Origin of the sequence: Gilliamella sp. ESL0405 (assembly GCF_019469205.1) — a bacterium.
Taxonomy (GTDB): Bacteria; Pseudomonadota; Gammaproteobacteria; order Enterobacterales; family Orbaceae; genus Gilliamella.
On record NZ_CP048265.1, the window covers coordinates 2,496,002 to 2,520,159 of the forward strand.

At 38.9% G+C, this 24,158-nt stretch carries 23 protein-coding genes; 12 read left to right on the plus strand and 11 right to left on the minus strand.

Annotated elements, in window-relative coordinates:
• Positions 1-59 precede the first annotated feature (59 nt).
• Positions 60-1,088, minus strand: coding sequence for a small ribosomal subunit biogenesis GTPase RsgA (gene rsgA / locus GYM74_RS10850; protein WP_370634071.1), 1,029 nt, complete (start codon positions 1,086-1,088; stop codon positions 60-62).
• An 80-nt stretch (positions 1,089-1,168) separates the two neighbouring features.
• On the opposite strand from rsgA, the gene orn reads away from it, so the two are divergent.
• The 5 genes from orn to GYM74_RS10875 all read left to right on the plus strand — a co-directional run bounded on the left by orn (position 1,169) and on the right by GYM74_RS10875 (position 7,125).
• The gene (orn, locus tag GYM74_RS10855) at positions 1,169-1,732 is read left to right on the plus strand and encodes an oligoribonuclease (protein WP_220218222.1); all 564 of its coding nucleotides are present in this window, start codon (positions 1,169-1,171) and stop codon (positions 1,730-1,732) included.
• A 5-nt stretch (positions 1,733-1,737) separates the two neighbouring features.
• Positions 1,738-3,003: a lipid IV(A) 3-deoxy-D-manno-octulosonic acid transferase gene (gene waaA / locus GYM74_RS10860; protein WP_220218223.1), complete on the plus strand. Its 1,266-nt coding sequence runs from the start codon at positions 1,738-1,740 to the stop codon at positions 3,001-3,003.
• A gap of 15 nt (positions 3,004-3,018) precedes the next feature.
• Entirely contained in the window at positions 3,019-4,005 is a 987-nt protein-coding gene (hemH, locus tag GYM74_RS10865) for a ferrochelatase (protein ID WP_220218224.1), read from the plus strand.
• Positions 4,006-4,189: 184 nt separating this feature from the next.
• Positions 4,190-5,521, plus strand: a complete 1,332-nt coding sequence (locus GYM74_RS10870; RefSeq protein WP_220218225.1) for a CoA-disulfide reductase — start codon at positions 4,190-4,192, stop codon at positions 5,519-5,521.
• Positions 5,522-5,706: 185 nt separating this feature from the next.
• Positions 5,707-7,125 carry a cation:dicarboxylate symporter family transporter gene (locus GYM74_RS10875; protein ID WP_220218226.1) on the plus strand — a complete coding sequence of 473 codons (1,419 nt, stop codon included), beginning with the start codon at positions 5,707-5,709 and terminating at the stop codon, positions 7,123-7,125.
• A gap of 82 nt (positions 7,126-7,207) precedes the next feature.
• On the opposite strand, the gene galU is transcribed toward GYM74_RS10875, so the two are convergent.
• The 5 genes from galU to GYM74_RS10900 all read right to left on the minus strand — a co-directional run bounded on the left by galU (position 7,208) and on the right by GYM74_RS10900 (position 11,533).
• Positions 7,208-8,122 carry a UTP--glucose-1-phosphate uridylyltransferase GalU gene (gene galU, locus GYM74_RS10880; protein ID WP_220218227.1) on the minus strand — a complete coding sequence of 305 codons (915 nt, stop codon included), beginning with the start codon at positions 8,120-8,122 and terminating at the stop codon, positions 7,208-7,210.
• 341 nt (positions 8,123-8,463) lie between these two features.
• Positions 8,464-8,886, minus strand: a complete 423-nt coding sequence (locus tag GYM74_RS10885; protein ID WP_220218228.1) for a hypothetical protein — start codon at positions 8,884-8,886, stop codon at positions 8,464-8,466.
• A 137-nt stretch (positions 8,887-9,023) separates the two neighbouring features.
• Positions 9,024-9,173 (minus strand): entericidin A/B family lipoprotein, encoded by a 150-nt coding sequence (locus tag GYM74_RS10890; protein WP_255556151.1) that lies wholly within the window; start codon positions 9,171-9,173, stop codon positions 9,024-9,026.
• A gap of 30 nt (positions 9,174-9,203) precedes the next feature.
• Positions 9,204-10,397 carry an amino acid aminotransferase gene (locus GYM74_RS10895; RefSeq protein ID WP_220218229.1) on the minus strand — a complete coding sequence of 398 codons (1,194 nt, stop codon included), beginning with the start codon at positions 10,395-10,397 and terminating at the stop codon, positions 9,204-9,206.
• Positions 10,398-11,149: 752 nt separating this feature from the next.
• Complete coding sequence (locus tag GYM74_RS10900) at positions 11,150-11,533, minus strand: RidA family protein (RefSeq protein ID WP_220218230.1); 384 nt, start codon at positions 11,531-11,533, stop codon at positions 11,150-11,152.
• Between the two features lie 187 nt (positions 11,534-11,720).
• On the opposite strand from GYM74_RS10900, the gene ffh reads away from it, so the two are divergent.
• Positions 11,721-13,088, plus strand: a complete 1,368-nt coding sequence (gene ffh, locus GYM74_RS10905; protein ID WP_220218231.1) for a signal recognition particle protein — start codon at positions 11,721-11,723, stop codon at positions 13,086-13,088.
• Between the two features lie 104 nt (positions 13,089-13,192).
• Here ffh and GYM74_RS10910 read toward each other — a convergent pair whose 3' ends face one another.
• The gene (locus GYM74_RS10910) at positions 13,193-14,062 is read right to left on the minus strand and encodes an EamA family transporter (protein WP_220218232.1); all 870 of its coding nucleotides are present in this window, start codon (positions 14,060-14,062) and stop codon (positions 13,193-13,195) included.
• A 172-nt stretch (positions 14,063-14,234) separates the two neighbouring features.
• Positions 14,235-15,221 (minus strand): octaprenyl diphosphate synthase, encoded by a 987-nt coding sequence (gene ispB / locus GYM74_RS10915; protein WP_220218233.1) that lies wholly within the window; start codon positions 15,219-15,221, stop codon positions 14,235-14,237.
• 157 nt (positions 15,222-15,378) lie between these two features.
• Here ispB and GYM74_RS10920 point away from each other — a divergent pair, with 157 nt between their 5' ends.
• Positions 15,379-16,221, plus strand: coding sequence for a TonB family protein (locus GYM74_RS10920; RefSeq protein WP_220218234.1), 843 nt, complete (start codon positions 15,379-15,381; stop codon positions 16,219-16,221).
• Between the two features lie 107 nt (positions 16,222-16,328).
• Here GYM74_RS10920 and pepP read toward each other — a convergent pair whose 3' ends face one another.
• Positions 16,329-17,639 (minus strand): Xaa-Pro aminopeptidase, encoded by a 1,311-nt coding sequence (pepP, locus tag GYM74_RS10925; RefSeq protein ID WP_220218235.1) that lies wholly within the window; start codon positions 17,637-17,639, stop codon positions 16,329-16,331.
• Positions 17,640-17,666: 27 nt separating this feature from the next.
• Complete coding sequence (locus GYM74_RS10930) at positions 17,667-18,209, minus strand: UPF0149 family protein (protein WP_220218236.1); 543 nt, start codon at positions 18,207-18,209, stop codon at positions 17,667-17,669.
• Between the two features lie 129 nt (positions 18,210-18,338).
• Here GYM74_RS10930 and GYM74_RS10935 point away from each other — a divergent pair, with 129 nt between their 5' ends.
• The 4 genes from GYM74_RS10935 to crr all read left to right on the plus strand — a co-directional run bounded on the left by GYM74_RS10935 (position 18,339) and on the right by crr (position 21,377).
• Entirely contained in the window at positions 18,339-18,683 is a 345-nt protein-coding gene (locus GYM74_RS10935; protein ID WP_220218237.1) for a hypothetical protein, read from the plus strand.
• A 144-nt stretch (positions 18,684-18,827) separates the two neighbouring features.
• Positions 18,828-19,085 (plus strand): phosphocarrier protein Hpr, encoded by a 258-nt coding sequence (ptsH, locus tag GYM74_RS10940; protein ID WP_220218238.1) that lies wholly within the window; start codon positions 18,828-18,830, stop codon positions 19,083-19,085.
• A 51-nt stretch (positions 19,086-19,136) separates the two neighbouring features.
• On the plus strand, positions 19,137-20,864 hold the full coding sequence (gene ptsI / locus GYM74_RS10945) for a phosphoenolpyruvate-protein phosphotransferase PtsI (protein WP_220218239.1): 1,728 nt from the start codon (positions 19,137-19,139) through the stop codon (positions 20,862-20,864).
• A 9-nt stretch (positions 20,865-20,873) separates the two neighbouring features.
• The gene (gene crr / locus GYM74_RS10950) at positions 20,874-21,377 is read left to right on the plus strand and encodes a PTS glucose transporter subunit IIA (protein WP_220218240.1); all 504 of its coding nucleotides are present in this window, start codon (positions 20,874-20,876) and stop codon (positions 21,375-21,377) included.
• Positions 21,378-21,470: 93 nt separating this feature from the next.
• Here the strand turns inward: crr and pgi are convergent, their stop codons facing one another.
• Positions 21,471-23,120, minus strand: a complete 1,650-nt coding sequence (pgi, locus tag GYM74_RS10955; RefSeq protein WP_220218241.1) for a glucose-6-phosphate isomerase — start codon at positions 23,118-23,120, stop codon at positions 21,471-21,473.
• Positions 23,121-23,378: 258 nt separating this feature from the next.
• Here pgi and GYM74_RS10960 point away from each other — a divergent pair, with 258 nt between their 5' ends.
• Entirely contained in the window at positions 23,379-24,128 is a 750-nt protein-coding gene (locus GYM74_RS10960; protein ID WP_220218242.1) for an IclR family transcriptional regulator, read from the plus strand.
• Positions 24,129-24,158: the final 30 nt, after the last annotated feature.

Below are 24,158 nucleotides of genomic sequence, written 5' to 3' on the forward strand. Positions count from 1 at the left end.
GCTTTAATCACCCGACAGTCAAACTCTGGCTAGCGCAACAATCGCTGATTTATAGCTAGCTATTTATAGCTTTTACTGGTTTTTGCTTTGACTTCTTTCATCGATTGTAAAATGCGATGATAATTATCTAATCTTGATGAAGCAATTTTCCCTTCAGCGACGGCTTGTTGCAGTAAACAACCGGGCGTATTTAAGTGATTACAATCACGGAACTGACAGCCCCCTAAATAGTCACCAAATTCAATAAAACCGGCTATCACTTGTTCCGGCTCCAAATGCCACAAACCAAATTCACGTATACCGGGTGAATCAATAATATCACCGCCATTAGGTAGATGATAAAGTCGGGTTGCTGTAGTGGTATGTTGCCCAAGTCCGGATATTTGTGATACATCACCTGTCATGGCCGATTGCGTTTGATGCGGTAACAATCGATTAATAATACTCGATTTCCCCACCCCCGATTGCCCAACTAAAATTGAGATTTTACCTTGCAAAGCGGCTTGTAAAGGTGCAATACCCTGTTGATTTTGGCAAGATACATACAGCACTTGATAGCCAATTTTACTATAAATAGCTAACTGTTTTTCAACAGATGCTCGCTCATCGGTATTGAGCAAGTCGATCTTGTTTAACACGATAATCGGGCGAATGTCGGTTGCTTCACAAGCAACTAAGTATCTGTCAATAATATTTAATGATAACTCGGGTAATACGGCTGAAATAATAACAATTTGATCGACATTGGCGGCAACCGGTTTAACGCCGTCATAAAAATCCGGACGAACCAGCTCCGAATGGCGAGGATGTACCGCCTCGATGATGCCATTGGTATTAGGCTCGAGGCTTTCACGCCACAAAACTCTATCGCCGGTCACCAGTGAAGGTAATGTACGCCGAATACTGCAACGGTAGATAAGCCCGGCATCGTTTTCAACGTCAGCAGATTTACCATATCGACTCACCACCACACCTTCGTAAGGCGATGAAAAGTTGGACAAGTTCTCATCTTGCTTTGTTGCTAAACGTTGTTGGTGCTTAGCTGCCACTCGCCGTTTCTGATTTTTTGATAGTTGGATTTTTGCCACAGTCATTAATTTTGCTAAAACAGAGATTGACAGTTATGCTACACTAATGAGCACTAAAAAGAAAATTTCTGACGCAAATTATGACTAAACCATCACAAGCAAATAGTAATAATCTTATCTGGATTGACCTTGAAATGACCGGACTTAATCCGGCGGTTGATCGCATTATCGAAATTGCCACTATCGTTACCGACACAAACCTCAACATTCTTGCAGAAGGGCCGGTAATTGCTGTTCATCAATCAGATGAACAATTAGCATTAATGGATGATTGGAATAAAAAGACTCATGGAAACTCGGGACTTATTGATCGAGTGCGTCAAAGTAAAATTAATGAACAACAAGCAGAGCTTCAAACACTGGCATTTTTAAAACAGTGGGTACCGGAAAATTGCTCACCGATTTGCGGTAATACCATTGGTCAAGACCGCCGATTTTTATTCAACTACATGCCCGATTTAGAGCGCTATTTTCACTATCGTTATTTAGATGTCAGCACGGTGAAAGAATTAGCAAAACGTTGGAAACCGGAAATTTTAAAAGGCATCAGCAAAAAGAGTTCACATCAAGCGCTCGATGATATTCGTGATTCCATTGCTGAGCTAGTTTATTATCGCCAACATTTTTTTAACTTATCTCATTAATTGCTATGCAAATTTTATACACTGTTTTACTCTATCTTATTCAGCCGTTGGTATGGTTAAGGCTACTTTGGCGTAGCCGAAAAGCACCGGCTTATCGTCAACGTTGGCTTGAGCGCTATGGCTTTTGTCAAAATAAAGTCAAGGCCGGTGGCATTTTAGTGCATGCCGTATCAGTGGGCGAAACCATTGCGGCTGTGCCACTAATTAACGCGTTAAAACAGCAATATCCACATTTACCTATTACTATCACCACAATGACACCAACCGGCTCCGAACGGGTAAAATCACTGCTCAAAGATAGCGTTAATCATGTTTATTTACCTTATGACCTACCTTGTGCGCTTCGTCGTTTTTTAAACACTGTTCAACCAAAGCTGGTGATAATTATGGAGACAGAACTATGGCCAAATTTTATCAACCAGTGTTATAAACGGCATATTCCTTTAATTGTCGCTAATGCCCGACTCTCTGAGCGTTCGGCGAAACGGTACAGTAAACTTGGCTCAGCTATTAGCCACCTACTGCGTAAAATCAATGTTGTTGCTGCACAAAATCAGCAAGACGGCGAACGATTTATCCAGTTAGGTTTACCGGCAGATCACTTAGCCATTACCGGTAGTATAAAATTTGATATTGATTTAACCGCTAAACAACATCAGCGCATTGCTGAGTTGAAACAGCAATGGCAATTAAATCGGCCGGTATTGATAGCAGCCAGCACCCACAGCGGTGAAGATGAAATTATTTTATCGGCATTTAAACGCTTAGCCCAAAACCACCCGAGTCTGTTATTAATTATAGTGCCTCGCCACCCGGAGCGTTTTAAAACAGTAGAAAAATTGATTATCGATAACCGATTGCGCTATATTAAGCGTAGCGCTGATCAAACGCCAAACGATCAAACGCAAGTGATATTAGGTGATACCATGGGTGAATTACTTGAGCTTTATGGCGTTGCAGATATTGCCTTAATCGGTGGCAGTTTAATTGAGCACGGCGGTCATAATCCATTAGAGCCGGCTTTGCATCATATACCGATTATTATTGGCGAGCACTTTTTCAATTTTAAGGTTATTTGTGAACAACTAAAGGCAGCCAATGGACTGCTTGTTTGCCATAACTCAGTAGATGAACTCTATTTAATCGTAGATGATCTGTTAAATCACCCAACTAAACGTAAACAGATTGGCGAAAATGCGTATCAAGTCTTAAAACAAAATCAAGGAGCATTAGATCGGCTTCTTGCCATTATTAACCGATATCTTAGCTAAATATAAGGATTGCTTGTGAATAAAAAGCATGGTTTATTACTAGTTAATTTAGGCACCCCTAGCGCCGCAACACCGGATGCAATAAAACAGTATTTAACTGAGTTTTTATTGGATCGGCATGTGGTGGATCTACCGGCCTTTTTTTGGTATCCACTACTAAAATATATCGTGTTACCTAAACGAGTGCCGTATATCATCAACCATTATCAAAAAATTTGGATCGACGGCTCATCACCTTTACTGCATTACAGCCGCTTACTGTGCGACAAACTACAATCGCAATTAACTGATGTGCAGTGCGAGCTTGCCATGACGTATGGTCAACCAGATATCCAATCCGCATTCAATAAACTTAAGGCGTGTAAAAAAATTACTGTATTGCCGCTGTTTCCACAATATTCCACAACCACCACATTGGCGGTTTTAGATAAATTAAGACAGATTGTGGCTAGCGAAAAAAGCAAACAAAAAATCCACTATATTCGTGATTATGCCGATCATCCAAGTTATATCCAAGCCCTATATCTACAAATAAAACAGGCTTTCAATGAGCATGGTCAGCCACAAGCGCTTTTACTTTCTTATCACGGCATTCCGGAGCGATATATCCGCCAACGTCAGGATGATTATATAGAGCGGTGTGAACTGACCACGTTACTCCTTATTGAAAAATGTCAAGCAAAGGGTATCACTGTACCGATACATATGGCTTATCAATCGGAATTTGGTAAAGGAAAATGGGTCAAACCTAAAACCTGCGATATGTTGCAAGAAATGGCAAAAAAACAGATACATAATGTGCATGTTATCAGCCCGGGATTTTCGGTTGATTGTCTTGAAACGATTTATGAAATCGATCAAGAAAATCGGCAACTGTTTTTCGATGCCGGCGGTAAGCAATTTCATTATATTCCGGCACTTAATGACGAACAATTACAGGTAGATTTAATCAAAGATTTAATTAATTATACTAAAACATATAATGTTTCTGAAACTTCTTGACAAAATCGGTTACTATCAACATCAATTCAAACTATTTAATAGTCAGTTAATATTAGCTTAGCGTGAAACAGACAGGTTAAATTGACTAATAAAGATACCAAATCTTCATCAAAGTTAACCATAGGTTATAACCTATGATAGGATGATAGATAAGATTCTATCTGAGCACTAAGGAGAATAATAGATGAAAATAATCATTATTGGCGCTCAAGCTGCCGGAGCAAGTGCTGCGGCAAAAGCCAAACGGATGGCTCAAAATGCAACAATTCGTATTTATGAAAAGTCTGATATTGTATCGTTTGGAGCTTGTGGATTGCCTTACTTTATTGGCGAGCATTTTAACGATGACAACGAAATGATTTCCCGCACACCTGAACAGTTCGAAAAAGACGGTATTGAAATCAAAACTCGCCATGAAGTGATTGCTATTGATGCCCAAGCTAAAAAAGTGACGGTGAAAGATCTTAGCACCGGTCATAGTTTTGATGACAATTACGATCAACTACTACTTGCCGTTGGCGCAAGTCCAATTATGCCAAATTTTTCAAATAGTCATCTAAAAAATATCTTTACTCTACGTGATCTTCACGACGGTCAAGCCATTAAACAAGCGCTATCTAACCCTAACGTTACAAATGTGATTGTGGTTGGTGCTGGCTATATCGGGCTTGAGATTGCCGAATCGTTGGTCGCTTTAAAGAAAAAAGTCAAACTGATCCAACTCGATGACAGAGTATTAGTCGATGCATTTGATAGCGAAATGACGGCAATTATTCAAGACAATATCAAACAGCACTGCGATTTACATTTGCAAGAGCGAGTACAAGGCTTTGAAGGTGAACACGCTGTCACCGGTGTCATAACCGATAAAGGACAATATCGAGCTGATCTGGTCATTATCGCCACCGGAGTTAAGCCAAATAGCCACATTTATCAGCACCTTGGCATGAATATGCTGGGCAATGGCGCCATTATTACCGACAGTTTCGGGCGAACAAACATTGCCAATATTTATGCAGCAGGCGATTGCGCCGCAATCGAGCATCGAGTAAGCCAATCAACCGTCTATATCCCTTTAGCAACCAGCGCCAATAAACTGGGCAAAGTCGTTGGGGAAAACTTAGCCGGCGGAAATGCCCAATTCCCGGGCACGTTAGGCACCTCAGCGCTCAGAGTATTTGATAGTGAAGCCGGGCGAACAGGTCTGAGCGAAAATGAAGCGATAAAAGCACAAATTCCCTATAAAACGGTTATGGTTAAAGATAAAAACCACAGTAATTATGTCGCCGGACAAACCACGATTGTGGCTAAATTGATTTATCACGCCGATACCCGAGTGATTTTAGGCGGACAAATTGCCGGCGGCCATGGCGCTGCATTAAGGGTTAATGTGCTGGCTTGCGCTATATGGGCAAAAATGAAAATCGATGAATTATCCATGATGGACTTTTTATATGCCCCCCCATTTTCCAGACCATGGGACATTTTAAATATTGCAGGTTCGATCGCAAAATAGAGAAGGTTACCGATAAACAGCAAATTGCGTTTATCCCCTTTTCGATTTTAAGACAAGTTATGAACATGCCGCTATCTTAACCAGATAGTTTCGCTCAATTAGTCTACATGTCATTCCAACAAATAGACTAATTATTAAATAGGATTATTAGATAATTAAATTTATCACTAAACGGCGGAGGTATTATGTCAGAAGCCATTTTTCATGGAGTTTTTTTCGAAAAATTCCTATCGATTACCTACTATCAAACATTAATTGGTATAGGGTTACTACTCATCTGTTTTTTTGCGGTGTTAAAACCATTACAAAATAAAAAAGTCAGTTTTTCAATCCGCATGTTAGCGGGGTTAATCCTTGGTGCTGTGCTTGGCTTAGGCATTCAAGCTATGGCGGGATTCCCAACGACCCCGAAGACATGGATGCAAGAAATCGCTAATTGGTACGGTCTTTTTGGGCGGGCTTTTATCGCCTTTATTCGCATGTTGGTTATTCCGCTCATTTTTGTCTCAATTGTCAAAGTGATTATTGATTTTTCCGGCAAAAAAAACCTGCCACAAATTGCCTTCCGTGGAATTTTTTGGTTACTCTTCACCACCGCTATCGCTTGTATTGTCGGCATTATTTTAGCCAACTTATTTGAACTGGGTGAAATGAGCTCAACATCGGTACATCATGCTGAAGCTAAACAATATACCAGCATCATTGATACTTTTGTTAATCTTATTCCTAGCAATATTATTGCATCAATGGTTAAAGAAAATATTGTTGGATTAGTTATCTTTTCAGCACTGATGGGGCTGGCAGCTAATCGCATGGAAAAGAAAAACCCTCAACCTATTGCACTATTTAAAACCTTTATCGAGGCACTATATAAAATCGTCATGTCAATTGCCATGACAATCATCAAATACATGCCTTATGCGGTTGTTGCATTGCTGGCACGTACGATTATTTCAAATGGTATTCCTGCCATTATTGAAGTCTCAAGCTTTGTCGCAGCGGTCTATATTGCAATGCTCATTATGCTTGTTGTGCATATTGCCATTGTGATGCTACACGGTATCTCACCTGTTATGTTTATTAAAAAAGCACTGGGCACATGGCTGTTAGCTTTTACCAGTCGCTCATCGGTTGGCACTTTACCGATGACGATCTCAACGTTAACCGTGCGAATGGGTGTAAATAGTGGTACAGCTAACTTAGTTGGCTCGCTTGGCAGTACTATGGGGATGAACGGTTGTGCCGGCTTTTTCCCGGCGCTACTGGCGGTCATGGTGGCGCATATGGTAGGAATCGACACCAATTTTCAATTTTACATCATGTTAGTGATTGTTGTAGTCATTGGCTCAATTGGTATTGCCGGTATTCCAGGCACAGCAACGGTTGCTGCAACAGTGGTTTTATCCGGCATGGGTATGGCGCAGCACTTTGCACTTATCGGTATGGTACTGGCTGTTGATCCAATTATTGATATGGCACGGACTTTAGCCAACGTATCGGGCGCTATGACAGCGGCTGTGGCAACCGACCGTGAGGTGGGAACAATGGATATGGACGTGTTTAACGATCCTAATGTCATACTGGACAATGATAATTCCGCCTAATTAAACGTAAGCCACAAAAAAGGACGCCACGTTGCGTCCTTTTTTTGGTTGTTACGCTCGTAACAACAGTCGTATTAGGAGATTAAAGCGTTTTTAACCAAGCTTTCACATCATCACCCAAACTTTTATGACGCATTGCGTATTGCACAAATGTTTGGACATAACCCAATTTATTACCACAATCGTGGCTACGACCTTTAATGCAATAAGCATCAACCGGCTCTTCTTCAAGTAACATTGCGATAGCGTCAGTTAATTGAATTTCTCCGCCTGCACCTAATGGCGTTTTCGCAAGCAACGGCCAAATTTTTTCAGATAAAACATAGCGTCCAACAACAGATTGATTGGAAGGCGCTTCTTCAATTGAAGGTTTTTCAACCACACTATACATTTGGGTAACATTACCGGCAGATAGCGCTTCACCACGACAATCAACAATACCGTAAGATGAAACCAACTCTTTAGGTACCGGCTCAACCATAATTTGACTGTGCTTTGTTTCATGATAGTTTTTGATCATCGCCGCTAAATTATCGGTGGCAAGATCACTGTCATACTCATCAATAATCACATCCGGTAAAACCACGGCAAATGGCTCATTACCAACTAAAGGATACGCACACATTACCGCATGCCCTAGCCCTTTAGCTAAACCTTGTCGAACACTGGCAATGGTCACATGTTTAGGTAGAATGCTTTGCACCTCTTGCAATAATTGACGTTTAACCCGAGCTTCTAGCATCGCTTCTAATTCAAAACTGGTATCAAAATGGTTTTCAATCGAGTTTTTAGAAGAGTGGGTAACAAAAATAATTTCGGTAATACCAGCAGCAATACACTCTTTTACGACATACTGAATAAGAGGCTTATCAACCACCGGCAACATCTCTTTTGGAATTGCCTTGGTTGCAGGTAACATTCGCGTACCTAAACCGGCAACCGGAACAACTGCTTTTTTCACTTTTCCATTTAAAGAAGATTCAAAGTTTAATGACATTTTATTTCCTTAAAAACAAATTAACTAACAATACCGTTAATGCTTGGTACACAACCGCTACGATTAACTAAGGCATGTTTAACACGTATAAACTTTAGCATATAAGCTATCGAGATACACGCACCAACAACACTTCTTACTAAACTTTTATATTTTTTCTGACTGACTTAATTTACTCACTAATCGATATAATGATAAAACAATCTTTATACTATTTCGATAACAATCAATTTATTATTTATAGCTAAAAACAGATAGATTAAAAATGCACCACATTCCAAACGTTAACATCCATAAATCCAGCCCATTTTATTTCGCTTTGCTGACATTGTGCATTGAGCTTACTGAATAATTGAAACTTCCGGTGAAACAATGAGCTTTGGATTGTCACTATCTTCAGCTAAAGAATCAATCACGATATAAATAATTTGGCAATTTTGTAAAATGGCTTCCCTTGCCACAAATTTTGCTTTACGGTCACGTGCTGCTCGTTGCGCAGGGCTAATGTAGAGATCATCATAGCCATCATCATACAAAGATGCTCTTTCTAATAAACTTGGTGCCCGCCAAAATGTCTCTTTAGGATAATGACGAACGATAATATTACCGGTTAATTTACCTTTCATCCCGGCATAAGTTGCCGATAAGTGCCGACTGGATCGGCTAGGTGCGATATTGATGTGCTGATAACTGGTGATATTGGAAGAAAGTGGATTTAATTGAAATTGAATCTGATTAAGCGTGGCATAATGGCAGTTTTCCATAGTTAAAGGTGCAGTTCGAAAATTTAACGAACCGCACCCAACCAAAAAAAATAAACTAATACAAATAAGTATAAATCGCATTTTTACGTATTATTTTTATAAATATGGGTTATTTATAAAAATGGTTATCATCCTAATTATAATTTATCGCTTACCGATTCAGCAGTATTTGTAATCGCTTTACCGCCTGATTGAACATCTTTACCAACACCACTAAATGTATTACATCCAGTTACCAGCGTTGTCATGACAATCCCTAACACCAAAATTAATATTTTATGGAACATATTACATACTCCTCTATAATTAATACACGGTTAGTTTAAGGTAGCAAATGCCTCTGCTACGCGATGAATATTTTGGTGATTCAAACCTGCCACACACATCCTTCCACTGCCCACCAAATAAACAGCAAAATTATCTTTTAAATGTGTGACTTGTGCTGCTGAAAATCCGGTATAACTAAACATGCCACGCTGTTTGACTAAATAATCAAAATTTTGATTAGGCGCCGCTGTTTTCAGTAATTGAACTAAAGTTGAACGCATAGTCACAATACGTTTACGCATTGACTCGACTTCGTCAAACCATTGTGCTTTAAGCGCATCATTATTTAATACGTAAGCCACTAACTGCGCACCATAGGCCGCAGGACTAGAATAATTTCGACGTACGGTCGCTTGAAGTTGACCAAGTACACGATTTGCTACTTCACTATTATCACATAAAACAGATAGTCCACCAACTCGCTCGCCATATAACGAAAATGTTTTGGAAAATGAGTTACTTACAAAACCACATAAACCAACTTCTGCGGCTTTTCTAATGGCATAACTGTCATCTTCGATACTCTCGCCAAAGCCTTGATAAGCAATATCCATAAAAGGAATAAGATCACGAGCACGTAAAACATCTATCACCGTATCCCACTGCGCTTTAGTCAAATCTGCGCCGGTCGGATTATGACAACACGGATGCAGCAATACAATGCTTTTAGCCGGTAACTGATTTAATGTTTCAAGCATTGCATCAAAATTTACCCCACAAGTTTCAGAATCAAAATAGGGATATTTATTAACCTTAAAGCCTGCCCCGCTAAAAATAGCAATATGATTTTCCCAGGTAGGATCGCTCACCCAAACTTGCGAATCTGGAAAATAGCGAAATAAAAAATCGGCACCGACTTTAAGCGCTCCTGATCCACCTAATGTTTGAATAGTTGCAATTCGTTTATCTTTATAGGCACTGTGCGTTTGACCAAATAATAACTTTTGAATTGCTTGACAATATTCCGGCATTCCACTCATTGGTAGGTATAACTGCGCACCTTGATTATGGTGATAAACATAATCACGAGCAGTCTTAACGCACTGTAATTGAGGTACCACACTATTATCATCATAATAATAACCGATACTTAAGTTAACTTTGTTTTCACGGTTATCATGATTAAACTCTGTAACTAATGATAAAATTGGATCCCCGGCATACGGCTCTACTTTCTCAAACATATTTGCAACCTGATTACACATAAACTGACAATCGATAATTGTAGATTATTACACCAACTTCATTGGCAATCAATCTCTAAATAGCAGTTTAACAACAAATCATTTAATAAGATTTTAATTAATCGGGACAAGAGAATAAACATTATAATAAAGAGAAAGAAAATAACGGTTTTTCAACCGGATTTTATACTCAAACACATACACTTTCTGAAACTTCTTGACAACAATTGGCATCTAATAATGCGATTAAATCTGTAAAATTGCCCTGTCGGTACTTACGTCTTCTTTAACTTTAGAATCTTTGGCGATTTAGCTTAGTTATTGGATAAATATTTTCAATTTAGCTTTTATACTTAAACGTATACATTTTCTGAAACTTCTTGACAAGCATTAACACCTAATAATGAGATTAAATCTGTAAAATTGCCCTATCGGTGCTTACGTCTATTTGAACTTTGAAATCTTTGTCGATTTAGCTTAGTTATTGGATAAATATTTTCAATTCAGATTTTATACTAAAACATATGCATTTTCTGAAACTTCTTGACAAGCATTAACACCTAATAATGAGATTATATCTGTAAATTTGCCCTGTCGGTACTTACGTCTTCTTTAACTTTGGAATCTTTGGCAATTTAGCTTAGTTAGTGGATAAATATTTTCAATTTAGCTTTTATACTTAAACGTATATATTTTCTGAAACTTCTTGACAAGCATTAGCACCATAACGGTGCTAACTGAAGTGAGATAAGTTACTTAGCGGCTATCACTTCTATTTCAACTTTGGCATCTTTTGGAATTCGGGCAACTTGAACACAAGAGCGAGCTGGGAAAGAGGCATTATTTTCGACGAAAAAGGCTTGATACACCTCATTAACGGCGGCAAAATCATTCATATCGGCTAAAAAGATAGTGGTTTTAACAATATCACTGACTTGATAACCGGCCGCTGTCACAATCGCTTTGACATTCGCTAAACTCTGTTTTGTTTGCTCTTTCACACAAGCAGGCATTTCCCCGGTTGCCGGATCAAGCGGAATTTGCCCGGATGCAAATAACATATTACCTAAATTGATTGCCTGAACATATGGTCCAATCGCCGCAGGTGCTTTATCGGTATTAATTACTGTTGCCATGTTCGATACTCTCCTTTTGATTTAACATTCAGTTAGATTGTAAAAATCTGAAATCATTCTACTTTTATCTCTGCCCATTTCAACAGGAACACTATTGGGTGTCAAGCAAAGGGGTAACGATGATCATGGGACTTCTTTAAATTTTCTGATATGATAACCAAAATTTTTCCGTATATTGAGAGTTAATATGTTTGAGAATTTAACCGAACGTTTATCACAGACATTTCGCAATCTAAGTGGTCGTGGGCGTTTGTCTGAAGATAATATTAAAGAAGCACTGCGTGAAGTGCGAATGGCACTGCTTGAAGCTGACGTTGCGCTACCGGTCGTCCGTGATTTTATCAATCAAGTAAAAGAAAAGGCCGTTGGATTAGATGTCAGCAAAAGCCTAACGCCGGGTCAAGAGTTTATCAAAATTGTGCAGGCTGAACTGACCGCCGCAATGGGCGAAGTCAACAGCTCGCTCAATCTGGCCACCCAACCACCTGCGGTTATTTTAATGGCAGGTTTACAAGGTGCCGGTAAAACCACCAGCGTTGCAAAATTAGCCAAATTTTTAAAAGAAAAACAGAAAAAGAAAGTATTAGTTGTTTCTGCCGACGTCTATCGTCCGGCGGCGATTAAACAGTTAGAAACGTTAGCCAAAGCTATCGATGTTGCGTTTTTCCCGTCTGATATTAAAGAAAAACCGATAAACATTGTTAACAATGCCATTTCGCATGCGAAATTACAATTTTTTGATGTGCTGATTGTCGATACTGCCGGTCGGTTACATATCGACGGTGAGATGATGGATGAAATCAAAGCCCTTCATCAAGCAATCAACCCAATTGAAACGCTATTTGTTGTCGATGCGATGACCGGGCAAGATGCCGCTAACACGGCTAAAGCCTTTAATGATGCGCTCCCTTTAACGGGTGTGATACTGACCAAAGTCGACGGTGATGCGCGTGGTGGTGCGGCATTATCTATTCGCCACATTACCGGCAAACCGATTAAATTCTTAGGTATGGGTGAAAAAACCGATGCCTTAGAGCCATTCTATCCGGATCGCATTGCATCACGTATTTTAGGCATGGGCGATGTTATCTCTCTGATTGAAGAGCTGCAAAATAATGTTGATCGTGAAAAAGCCGAGAAAATTGCCAAAAAGCTTAAAAAAGGCGATAAATTTGACTTTAACGATTTCCAAGATCAGCTTAAACAGATGCGCAATATGGGCGGAATGGGCGCCATGCTGGCTAAATTGCCGGGTGTAGGTCAGCTTCCGGAGCATATCAAAGCACAAATGGATGATAAAATCACCATAAAAATGGAAGCGATTATCGGCTCAATGACATTAAAAGAGCGAGCCAATCCGGAGATCATAAAAGGCTCACGTAAACGCCGAATCGCTGAAGGTTCCGGTACTCAAGTACAAGATGTCAACAAACTGCTTAAACAGTTTGAAGATATGCAAAAAATGATGAAGAAGATGAAAGGCGGCGGCATGATGAAGATGATGCGCCAAATGAAAGGTCTTATGGGTGGCGGAATGGGATTACCCCGACGCTAAATTAGGCTAATCTTATCGGCAAGCAAAAACCGCTTGCCACTCAACAATTAATCTATCTCAATTTTACATCGCACTTTATTAATTTATAGTGCGATGTTTTTATTTTACTGCTGTTTAAGCGATTTGATTTTGGTAGGACGACTCATAGACAACACGGTACCAATTGAAGACAAGATAATCAACCCAATGGCTAACCACTGATAATGCGTTAACTGCTCGTGTAACACAATCAATCCCGAAAAAGCGGCAAATACCGGCGAAAGGCTCATTAAAGTACTAAATGTTTGAGCAGGTAACCGTGGAAGCGCCACCATATCTAACCCATACGGAATAGCAGACGCCAGCAACGAAACGAGAAAAATCAACGGCAAGAGCGAAATCGAAAACATCGCACTACCGCTTTGCCAAACACCAATTGGAAATAACAGTATTGAAGCAATAATTGCGCCCAATGCCACACTTGACGAACCATGTATTGCGCCCGCTTTGCGCCCAAAAAGAATATAACATGCCCAACAAGCACCGGCAGTTAATGCCATTACTATACCGATTGGATCTAATTCGCTCGAGGCTTGATGAATAGGCAATAACATCCCCAGACCAACTACCGCAATACCCAACCAAATAAAATCAGCTAATCGCCGCCCGGAAAACATTGCCACCATAATCGGGCCGGTTAACTCAATGGCAACAGCAATTCCTAACGGAATGCGTGAGATAGCATTATAAAAACTTAAATTCATGCACCCCATTGCCAATCCGTATAAGATGATATACCGCAAAGCTTGCTTAGTTATCGCTTTGCGCCACGGCTTAAAGATCATCGCTAACATTACCGATGAAAAGGTTAAGCGCCATGCAGTCATACCTTCTGGCCCAAGAACGGGGAACAGGTATTTAGCAATAGAAGCACTACCTTGAACCGAAATCATTGAAATAAAAATTAATAAAACTGGCCAAGATCTTTTAAACATAAATGATACCTTGTTCAAAAGGTACCGCCATTAAATAACACACGCTGTGATAGTGTGTATAAATGACAGTACCAAAAAATAATTGATGAAAAGATTGATAACGCTGAGAAAGTAAAAGCAGTTAAATTAAATTGATAAACAGCACTTTTAAATCTTTAACGACACATAACAACTAGTTATCCCTTTTAACCGATAACAACGCAAGATCCTGCAATGCTTTTTTATAAGGAGAGTCAAGTAGAATCGCAATTACATCAAATGCTTTTTTTGCCTCTTGCTGTGCCACTTCTAAGGTAAATGCCAATGAGCCGCAGGCATCCATGACCTGTAAAATACGATCTAACAAATGGCGCCCATTACCTTGCTCAATCGCTTGACGAATCATTGCCCTGTCATCAGCATTTGGCGCATGATGCATGGCATGTAGTAATGGCAGTGTTGGTTTGCCTTCGTTTAAATCATCCCCCAAATTCTTTCCTAATTTTTGATTACTATCAGCGCTGTAATCAAGTAAATCATCAATAATTTGGAAAGCAGTGCCTAAATATTTGCCATATTGTTGTAAGGCATACTCTTGTTGCTCATTTGCCTCAGCCAACACCGCTGCCGAATGAGAAGTGGCTTCAAATAGTCGGGCTGTTTTACGATAAATCACCTCTAAATACTGCTCTTTAGTGATATTGGGATCATTGCAATTTATCAGTTGTTGTACTTCGCCTTCCGCAATGACATTTGTCGCTTCTGACATAATGGTTAACACTTTAAATGATCCAGTGCGCACCATCATTTGAAATGAGCGGGTATAGATATAGTCACCCACTAATACACTGGCGGCATTACCAAACAGGGCGTTTGCTGTTGATTTGCCTCGTCTTAAATCGGATTCATCAACAACATCATCATGCAATAATGTTGCGGTATGAATAAATTCAATAAACGCAGCGGTAATAATATGCTTATCACCTTGATAATTTAGTGCCTTTGCAACTAGCAAAGCAATAATTGGACGGATGCGCTTACCGCCACTGCTAATAATATAATTGCCCAGTTGATTAATCAATGCCACATCAGAGTTAAGCTCTGCTTGGATTGCAGCATTAACTTTAACTAAGTCATCTTTTACAAGTTCAAGAATTTGATTCATTGATGGATCATTCATCCCTATAACCACTACCAATAATTACGATTTTGCTCTCTATTATCTGCTAAATATTTTTAAGCAACAAGTTATTGGTATATCATATTTAAAAAATATGCTACAAATGATACGCATTTTCATTTAGAATAGCTAATTTAAGTTACAAATAAACACTGTTATGAAGATCAACTTTAATATCGATATCAACACTGACAAAGCGCCCCAAGTACCTGCAATTAAAAAGCAAGGTGGCTATTTCTATACGTCACTTTCGGTCATCACGCACTTATGTTTATTGGGATTATTATTCAGTTCAGCGCTGTTTGCCAATGATATTGTTATTGATGAAGGGGATAACTCAATCAAAGCGGTAATGGTCGATCTTACCCAAATGGCAGCGCCGCAACAATCCTTAGTTGAAAACACGCCGGATATTAAAGGCGTTGAAGATAGTGAAATTATTGATAACAAACCTATTGAAGAGCCACCGGTTGAGCCAGTTAAAGAACCGGAAGTTGTCAAAGAACCTGAGCCTGTAGTTGATACGCCTATTCCCTTGCCGGAAAAAGAGGTAGTGGAAAAAAAAGAACCGAAGCCGGAGCCAAAACCGAAACCAAAGCCAAAACAAAAACCGAAACCAGAGTCGAAACCAACGCAACGATCGTCACGACAACAAGTTCGTCAGGAAGCAATCACTCAAAATATTGCCAATACCGCCGTTGCACCGCAAATTTCAGAAAACCGACAATATTCAGGCAATCCTTCGCCAATTAGTCGCAATCAACCCGAATACCCACGTCGAGCGCTGGATAGGCATTTAGAAGGTTATGTTATTGCACTATTTGATATCAACAGCAACGGACGAGTGGAAAATATCAGAATTATCGAAGCTCAGCCCAATAACATCTTTAATCGTTCGGTTATCAATGCCATGAAAACATGGAAATATAAACCGATTGTGGCCAAAAATTTAAAAATCAAAATTGTCTTTAATCTAGACCGTTCCATTAAATTAAATTAACGATCCGATTAACATCGCCCAACAAGTTATGCCCAAACAGTTCAGGCGTTCGCTATTATCAGCATTTTGCTGATAATAGCGATACCAAAGCATTATTCCAAAAAACGTTAAATTGGCTTTTTCATCAAAGCTTCGATAGCTAAAGGATCTTTAGGCACCTTAGCCGTTAATACTTCGTTGCCTGACGGTGTAATTAAAATATTATCCTCAATACGAATACCAATCCCTTTATAATGTTCGGGTACATCAGCATCTTTGTTGATATACAGCCCCGGTTCAACGGTTAGCACCATGCCGGGTTGTAAAATGCAATCTCGCCCTTGCCCCACATCGTGCACATCTATCCCCAGCCAATGCCCTAAACCATGCATATAAAATTCGCTATAAGCTTTATTGGCGATTAAACTATCGACATCGCCTTGCATAATTCCGAGCTTAACTAAACCTTCAACCATAATACGTACAACCAGTTCATTAACAGCTAAAATGGTCGTTCCGGGTTTAAAGAGTTCAATTGCGTGATATTGTGCCGCCAGCACAATGTCGTAAATGTCTCGCTGAGCTTGACTAAACTCGCCATTAATAGGAAATGTTCGGGTAATATCCCCGGCATAATATTGGTATTCACACCCTGCATCAATCAACACCAAATCGCCATTTTTCAATTGATCGCAATTGTTCTCATAATGCAATATACAACCATTATTACCACTGCCAACAATGGTATTGTAAGACGGAAAACGAGCGCCATGCCATGCAAATTCATGTAAGATTTCGGCTTCTAACTGATATTCATACAACAACGGCTGACATTTTTGCATCGCACGCACGTGCGCCTTTGCGCTAATGTCACACGCCTTGCGTAAAATCTGCAACTCATACTCCGATTTAAACATTCGCATTTGATGAACAATTGGACGCCAGTCAATGACTGTACTTGGCGCAACGCGTTTAACGCGAGCGCCTTCTCTTAAGGTTATCAGTGCTTGTTTAACAATAGTGTCGGCATAATCATAATGCTGATCAGCATGATAGATAGTGGTTTTGCCATCTAAGATATCGGGTAAAACAGTTACGATGTCATCAAACAGGTAAGCTTCATCCACCAATACCGCTTCGAGCGCCGCTTGTTGTCCTAAACGATAACCTGTCCACGTTTCAGCCAGTGGGTCTTTTTTGCGATTAAACAGCACATATTTGGCATCATTAGATTGTTTAATGATTGCCAGTACCGCTTGTGGTTCACTAAACTGAGTAAAATACCAAAAATCACTATCTTGTCGATAAGGATAATGGGTATCATTACTGCGGGTCATTTCTGGCGCAGCAAAAAAGAGTGCCACACTATTTGGCACCATTTGAGCAAGCAGTTTCTCACGACGGGCAAACAGCTCTGTTTTGATATCTGTGTTTGGCATGGTTATGACCTTAGCGATAAATAGAGATTAATGGATAGTTGGCATAATATCAGGCTCGTTAAACTCTTCAAAGCAGAGCATCGCAGTAATGCGTACATACTCTTTGATCTCTTCAAAAGCAAAACCCAGCTCTTGCTGATCTTCATCTTCATCAAAACCTAACTTAGCAATTTCCCTTAAATCATAAATCGCTTCGCCAACATCGCCTTTTATGCGACTTAATTTTGGCTGAACAAGCCCAATCCCTAACAGAAAATGATTAACCCAACCAACAAGATCATTGATTTGAGTAAACAGGTCTTGAGAGCTCAGTTGCAATTGGAACTCAAAATCTTCATCGGTTAACTGCTGCTTAGTTAAATGATATAAATTTTCAATCTGCTTATTTAATGGCTGAGCAATAGCCTGCCCATTATTTAACATATCTTCAACTAAAGGACGCCAGCTCTCATCGAGATTACCACCAGCTAATATGCCTGAAATAAAACCATGCAATTCGGCCGCACTTACCCCTATTTTATTTTGCATTAATTGGCGATTAAGTTCGTCATAATTGATCATATCAGTCATTAAATCCACCCTGATTTTCAGTTATATCAGTAAAAAATACACCCCCTGCACTTTCACTGATTATTAGTATATAATTCGTACCCAGTTAACAATAATAAACAGGTTACATTGCTTAATAAAGGAATTATTTTGAACATTTTAAGATTAGTTGTGAAATTTCCTCTACTATTATCACTGATTGCTTTATCATTAACCGCTTGTAGTGCATGGTTTACCAATCAAGGCATCATTATTCTTGATGTGCAGAATAAAACTCATACCTATGTAAGTAGCCAGAATTTACCGAGAAATTATCAATTGGGTAATGGCGAACAAGAGTTACAAAAATTTGAAACATTCTGCCGGGAAGAGATTAGAGCATCACAGCTTAACGGCAGTGAAGAGGTCGTCTTTGAAAATATCAAACATGGTATTCATGGGCAGGTTGAATTTAATAAATGTAGTGACAAAGTCACTCGAATTTACCGATATTAAGATAATATCAGCTAGCTTTAGCAATAGAAGTGTAAATAAGATTGATTAATTGTAAAAGATCTATCAAATCTTACTAGCCTTTCTAGCTGTTTTTATTTATATTGGTTGTGTAAAAATGAAAATATTTTTGGGAGTAAAAATACTATGTACAAGCAAGATGTAACCATTACTGCATCTAACGGTCTTCATACCCGCCCTGCTGCACAATTTGTAAAAGAAGCAAAAAACTTTAACGCTGAAATTACCGTCACTTCAAACGGTAAAAGTGCCAGTGCTAAAAGTTTATTTAAATTGCAAACTTTAGGTTTAACACAAGGGACAACAATTACAATTTCTGCTGAAGGTGAAGACGAGAAAGAAGCAGTAAATCATTTAGTAAAATTAATTCCTGAATTGGAATAAAACTCCCAATAAGCTATAAACGGTTTTAATATTGAATAAGGATTAAATGTTATGGTATCAGGTATACTTGTTTCTCCGGGTATCGCTTTTGCAAAAGCGCTATTATTAAAAGAAGAACCTATTGTGATCAATAATAGGCCAATTCTTGATAACAAAATCGATGCTGAAATAGACCGCTTTAAACAAGCTCGTCAAAAATCAAGCGAGCAACTTAATGCGATTATGGAACGAGCAAAAACGACTTTAGGCGAAGATAAAGCAGCCATATTTGAAGGTCATATTATGCTTCTTGAAGATGAAGATCTTGAGCAAGAAGTTATCTCTCGCATTAAAAGCAAACATTCAAGTGCTGATGCCGCAGTTCAAGCTGTATTTGAAACCCAAGCAAAAGAGCTAGAAAATTTAGATGACGAATATTTAAAAGAGCGTGCAGCTGATATTCGTGATATTGGTAAGCGATTACTAAAAAATATTTTAGGCATTGAAATCGTTGATTTAAGTGCGATTAGCCAACCATGTATTTTAGTGGCAACCGACTTAACACCGTCTGAAACAGCGCAACTTAATTTAGACATGGTATTAGGCTTTATTACTGATGCTGGTGGACGCACTTCGCACACCTCAATTATGGCACGTTCATTAGAAATTCCAGCCATTGTTGGTACATCAAATGCAACGCAAATGATTAAACAAGGTGACTTTGTTATTTTAGATGCGATCAACAACGCAATTTATATTAACCCGGATCACGCCACTCAAGAAAAACTTAAACAAGTTCAAGCAAAATACATCAGTGATAAAGAAGAGTTAGCCAAATTAAAAGATCTCCCTGCGGTCACGCTTGATGGTCACCAAGTCGAAATTTGTGGCAACATCGGTACTGTTCGTGATATTGCCGGAGCTGAGCGTAACGGCTATGAAGGTGTGGGGCTTTATCGTACTGAATTTTTATTCATGGATCGTGATGCGTATCCAAATGAAGAAGAACAATTCAAAGCTTACAAAGAAGTGGCTGAAGCGGCTAAAGGTTTATCCGTCATTGTGCGTACAATGGATATCGGTGGTGACAAAGATGTCCCTTATATGCACCTGCCAAAAGAAGAGAATCCATTCTTAGGTTGGCGTGCAATCCGTATCTGTCTGGATCGTAAAGAGATTTTACATGCGCAGTTACGTGCTATTTTACGTGCTTCTGCATTTGGTAAATTACGTATTATGTTCCCGATGATCATATCGGTTGAAGAAATCCGTATCTTAAAATCTGAAATTAATATTCTTAAAGAACAACTCACCGCTGAAGGTAAAGCGTTTGATAAGGGTATTGAAATCGGTGTTATGATTGAAACCCCGGCTGCTGCGGTGATAGCTCGCCATTTAGCGAAAGAAGTTGACTTCTTTAGTATCGGAACTAACGATTTAACCCAATACACCCTTGCTGTTGACCGTGGTAATGAGCTAATTTCTCACCTGTATAACCCACTGTCACCGTCAGTGTTAACATTAATTAAAAATGTTATTGATGCTTCTCACAAAGAAGGCAAATGGACGGGTATGTGTGGTGAACTTGCTGGCGATGAAAGAGCAACAGTTTTACTACTCGGTATGGGACTTGATGAATTTAGTATGAGTGCGGTATCAATTCCAAAAATCAAAAAACTGATTCGTAACACCAATTACGAAGAAGCGAAGAAATTTGCTGAAAATGCATTAGAAAAAGCAACAGCGAAAGAAATTCTTGATTTAATTGAAAAATATACCGCTGAAAAACAAATCTGTTAGGAGACAATAATGGGTCTATTCGATAAAATTAAGCAATTTGTGTCCGATGGTAGCAAAAATAGCATCGAAATTATTGCGCCACTAAGTGGAGAAATTGTCAAAATCGAAGATGTACCAGATGTGGTTTTTGCTGAAAAAATCGTTGGTGATGGCGTAGCTATCAAACCGTCTGGTAATAAAATTGTTGCACCATTAAATGGTAGAATTGGCAAGATTTTCGAGACAAATCATGCATTTGCAATTGAATCTGACGAGGGTATCGAGCTATTTGTTCACTTTGGTATCGATACTGTTGAGCTTAAAGGTGAAGGCTTTACTCGTATTGCAGAAGAAGGGCAACAAGTAAAAATTGGCGATACAATTATTGAAATTGATCTGCCATTACTTGAGAGCAAAGCCAAATCAGTGTTAACACCAGTTGTGATATCTAATATGGAAACTGTTGTTGAACTGACTAAGTTATCTGGCTCTGTTGAGGCAGGTAAAACACCAATTATGCGTGTAAAAAAATAACATCGCAAAAAGTTACTACTCATAAAAAAACCTTCAGTTTTCGCTGAAGGTTTTTTGTTGCAAAAACTCAAACACAGAGTTCAAATAATTGGTTTAACGCCATTTTTTGTATTGATTAATCAAGCTGTTGGTTGACTGATCATGTGAGCTAACGGGTTTATCATCCGCAAGTTCAGGTAAAATTCGACCGGCTAACTGTTTACCTAATTCAACGCCCCACTGATCAAAGCTAAAGATATTTAAAATAACGCCTTGCGTGAAGATTTTGTGCTCATACATCGCCACTAATGCACCTAAAGTATATGGCGTGATTTTTTTCACTAAAATAGAGTTGGTCGGTTTATTACCTTCAAAAACTTTAAATGGCACTATCGACTTAACGTCATCGAGTTTTTTACCGGCAGCAATAAACTCTTGTTCAACTTGCTCAGCGGTTTTACCAAAGGCTAACGCTTCTGTTTGCGCAAAGAAGTTAGATAATAATTTAGGATGATGATCACCAACTGGGTTATGGCTGATTGCCGGTGCAATAAAATCACAAGGAATTAATTTTGTGCCTTGATGAATTAATTGATAAAAAGCATGTTGCCCGTTAGTACCCGGCTCACCCCAAATAATTGGGCCTGTGGTATACGTTGTTTTCTTACCATTACGATCAACGCTTTTACCATTTGACTCCATATTGCCTTGTTGGAAATAGGCAGCAAAACGGTGCATATACTGATCATAAGGTAAAATAGCCTCAGTTTCTGCGCCAAAAAAGTTGTTGTACCAAATACCAATTAAAGCAAGCAGCGTCGGAATATTTTTTTCAATCGGTGCACTTTGGAAGTGCTTATCCATGGCATGACCACCCGCTAAAAACTGTTTAAAATTATCAAAGCCAATGGATAACACAATCGATAAACCGATTGCCGACCAAGAAGAGTAACGACCTCCAACCCAATCCCAGAACTCAAACATATTAGCGGTATCGATACCGAATTTTTCAACCTCTTTGGCGTTAGTTGAAAGCGCCACAAAGTGCAAGGCAACTGCTTTATCGTCTTTAGCAGCATCAAGCAACCAGTCACGTGCGGTTTGGGCATTGGTCATCGTTTCTTGTGTGGTAAACGTTTTAGAAGCAACTAAAAATAGGGTCGTTTCCGGATTTAAGCCCTTAAGTGCCTCAACAATATGTGTCCCGTCAACATTTGAAACAAAGTGCATGGTTAAATGATTTTTATAAGGGCGTAACGCTTCGGTAATCATCACCGGCCCCAAATCTGAACCGCCGATACCGATATTTACCACATCAGTAATTGCTTTACCGGTGTAACCTTTCCACTCACCGCTAATGACTTTTTTACTGAAAGATTCCATTTTTGCTAATACTGCATTGACCTCATCCATGACATTTTTACCGTCAACATAAATCGGCGTACTAGACACATTTCTTAATGCTACATGCAAAACAGCACGATCTTCAGTGCGATTGATTTTTTCACCGCTGTACATCGCATTAATTGCGCCGTTTAAATCACACTCATCAGCCAACTGATAAAGTTGCTTAAGGGTTGCTTGAGTAATACGGTTTTTAGACAGATCAACCAAAAACTCATCTTCAAAAGGGATACTGAGTTGTTCAACTCGGTTTGGCTCCTCTTTGAGGATTTGGGCAATGGTTTTATCTTTTTGTTGTTGATAGCTTGCTTGAAGGGATTTCCAAGAAGAGGTGGTAGTTGGATCAATTGACTTTAACATAAACTTATTCCTTAAATAATATTGCACTATTAACCATGATATAACTATGCATAACATGATGCAAGATAAGGATTTATCCTTCAAAATGAAGTAAGTAGAAAAAATAATAAAAGTTATTTTCTTTTCCTAATCAAATAACTTGAATATAATGTTAAAGATAAGATATTTGATACATTTAACCTTTCAAAAAAAGATTTTCTAACGAATGATAACCAATAAAATAAATAAATTTCGTAGATTATTATATTAGGATATTTCATGCCCAATATTCAGACGCTAGTACCAGCCTTAGATAAAATCGTTCGCATTTGTGATTATTTAGATAGTCATAAAGGTGCAACTTTTAGTCAAATATTTCAAGACCTTAGTTTACCTAAAAGCAGTACTTCAACACTACTTAATGCATTAGTTATGCATGGTATCTTACGTCAAGATCAAAATAAGTTTTATCTTGGATTAAAATTGCATCAATGGGGTGATAAATCGTTGGAACAGTTCGATATCACCCAAATCGCTCAGCCATTGATGACTAAATTAAGAGATCAAACCAACTTAACTTGTCATCTAGGTGTTCTTGACGGGCTCTATTCTGTCTATATTGCTAAAATTGAAAATGATCAGGCAATTGGCATTCGTACCTGGATTGGCAAAAAATTACCATTACATAGTTCAGGTATTGGTAAAGCCTTAATAGCTTGGTTACCGGATGAGAAAATCGACCAACTGATACCCGAAGACAAATTGCCCAAATATACCGACACCACCATAACCAGCAAAAAACAGTTAAAAAAAGAGCTGGCTAAAATCCGGTCGCAAGGTTGGGCTTATGATAACCAGGAAGATGTAAAAGGCGTACATTGTATCGCAGCGCCGATATTTAATAAAAATCATGAACCAATTGCGGCGATAAGTATTTCCGGCGTTCTTTTTCAGCTACCGGTAGAGAAGATCGAAAAATACTCAGAGCTCGTCCGTAAAGCCTGCCAACAGCTAACCAATAAGTTTTAACAATATTGAATCATAACGATTCAATATTAT

Coding starts and splice junctions, on each gene's coding strand:
- GYM74_RS10900 (WP_220218230.1), bottom strand. CDS start 11,533: ATGGCAACAGTAATTAATACCGATAAAGCACCTGCGGCGATTGGACCA.
- ptsI (WP_220218239.1), top strand. CDS start 19,137: ATGGTATCAGGTATACTTGTTTCTCCGGGTATCGCTTTTGCAAAAGCG.
- ptsH (WP_220218238.1), top strand. CDS start 18,828: ATGTACAAGCAAGATGTAACCATTACTGCATCTAACGGTCTTCATACC.
- GYM74_RS10890 (WP_255556151.1), bottom strand. CDS start 9,173: ATGTTCCATAAAATATTAATTTTGGTGTTAGGGATTGTCATGACAACG.
- ffh (WP_220218231.1), top strand. CDS start 11,721: ATGTTTGAGAATTTAACCGAACGTTTATCACAGACATTTCGCAATCTA.
- pepP (WP_220218235.1), bottom strand. CDS start 17,639: ATGCCAAACACAGATATCAAAACAGAGCTGTTTGCCCGTCGTGAGAAA.
- waaA (WP_220218223.1), top strand. CDS start 1,738: ATGCAAATTTTATACACTGTTTTACTCTATCTTATTCAGCCGTTGGTA.
- GYM74_RS10870 (WP_220218225.1), top strand. CDS start 4,190: ATGAAAATAATCATTATTGGCGCTCAAGCTGCCGGAGCAAGTGCTGCG.
- GYM74_RS10930 (WP_220218236.1), bottom strand. CDS start 18,209: ATGACTGATATGATCAATTATGACGAACTTAATCGCCAATTAATGCAA.
- galU (WP_220218227.1), bottom strand. CDS start 8,122: ATGTCATTAAACTTTGAATCTTCTTTAAATGGAAAAGTGAAAAAAGCA.
- GYM74_RS10920 (WP_220218234.1), top strand. CDS start 15,379: ATGAAGATCAACTTTAATATCGATATCAACACTGACAAAGCGCCCCAA.
- orn (WP_220218222.1), top strand. CDS start 1,169: ATGACTAAACCATCACAAGCAAATAGTAATAATCTTATCTGGATTGAC.
- GYM74_RS10895 (WP_220218229.1), bottom strand. CDS start 10,397: ATGTTTGAGAAAGTAGAGCCGTATGCCGGGGATCCAATTTTATCATTA.
- crr (WP_220218240.1), top strand. CDS start 20,874: ATGGGTCTATTCGATAAAATTAAGCAATTTGTGTCCGATGGTAGCAAA.
- GYM74_RS10875 (WP_220218226.1), top strand. CDS start 5,707: ATGTCAGAAGCCATTTTTCATGGAGTTTTTTTCGAAAAATTCCTATCG.
- pgi (WP_220218241.1), bottom strand. CDS start 23,120: ATGTTAAAGTCAATTGATCCAACTACCACCTCTTCTTGGAAATCCCTT.
- GYM74_RS10960 (WP_220218242.1), top strand. CDS start 23,379: ATGCCCAATATTCAGACGCTAGTACCAGCCTTAGATAAAATCGTTCGC.
- GYM74_RS10910 (WP_220218232.1), bottom strand. CDS start 14,062: ATGTTTAAAAGATCTTGGCCAGTTTTATTAATTTTTATTTCAATGATT.
- GYM74_RS10885 (WP_220218228.1), bottom strand. CDS start 8,886: ATGGAAAACTGCCATTATGCCACGCTTAATCAGATTCAATTTCAATTA.
- ispB (WP_220218233.1), bottom strand. CDS start 15,221: ATGAATGATCCATCAATGAATCAAATTCTTGAACTTGTAAAAGATGAC.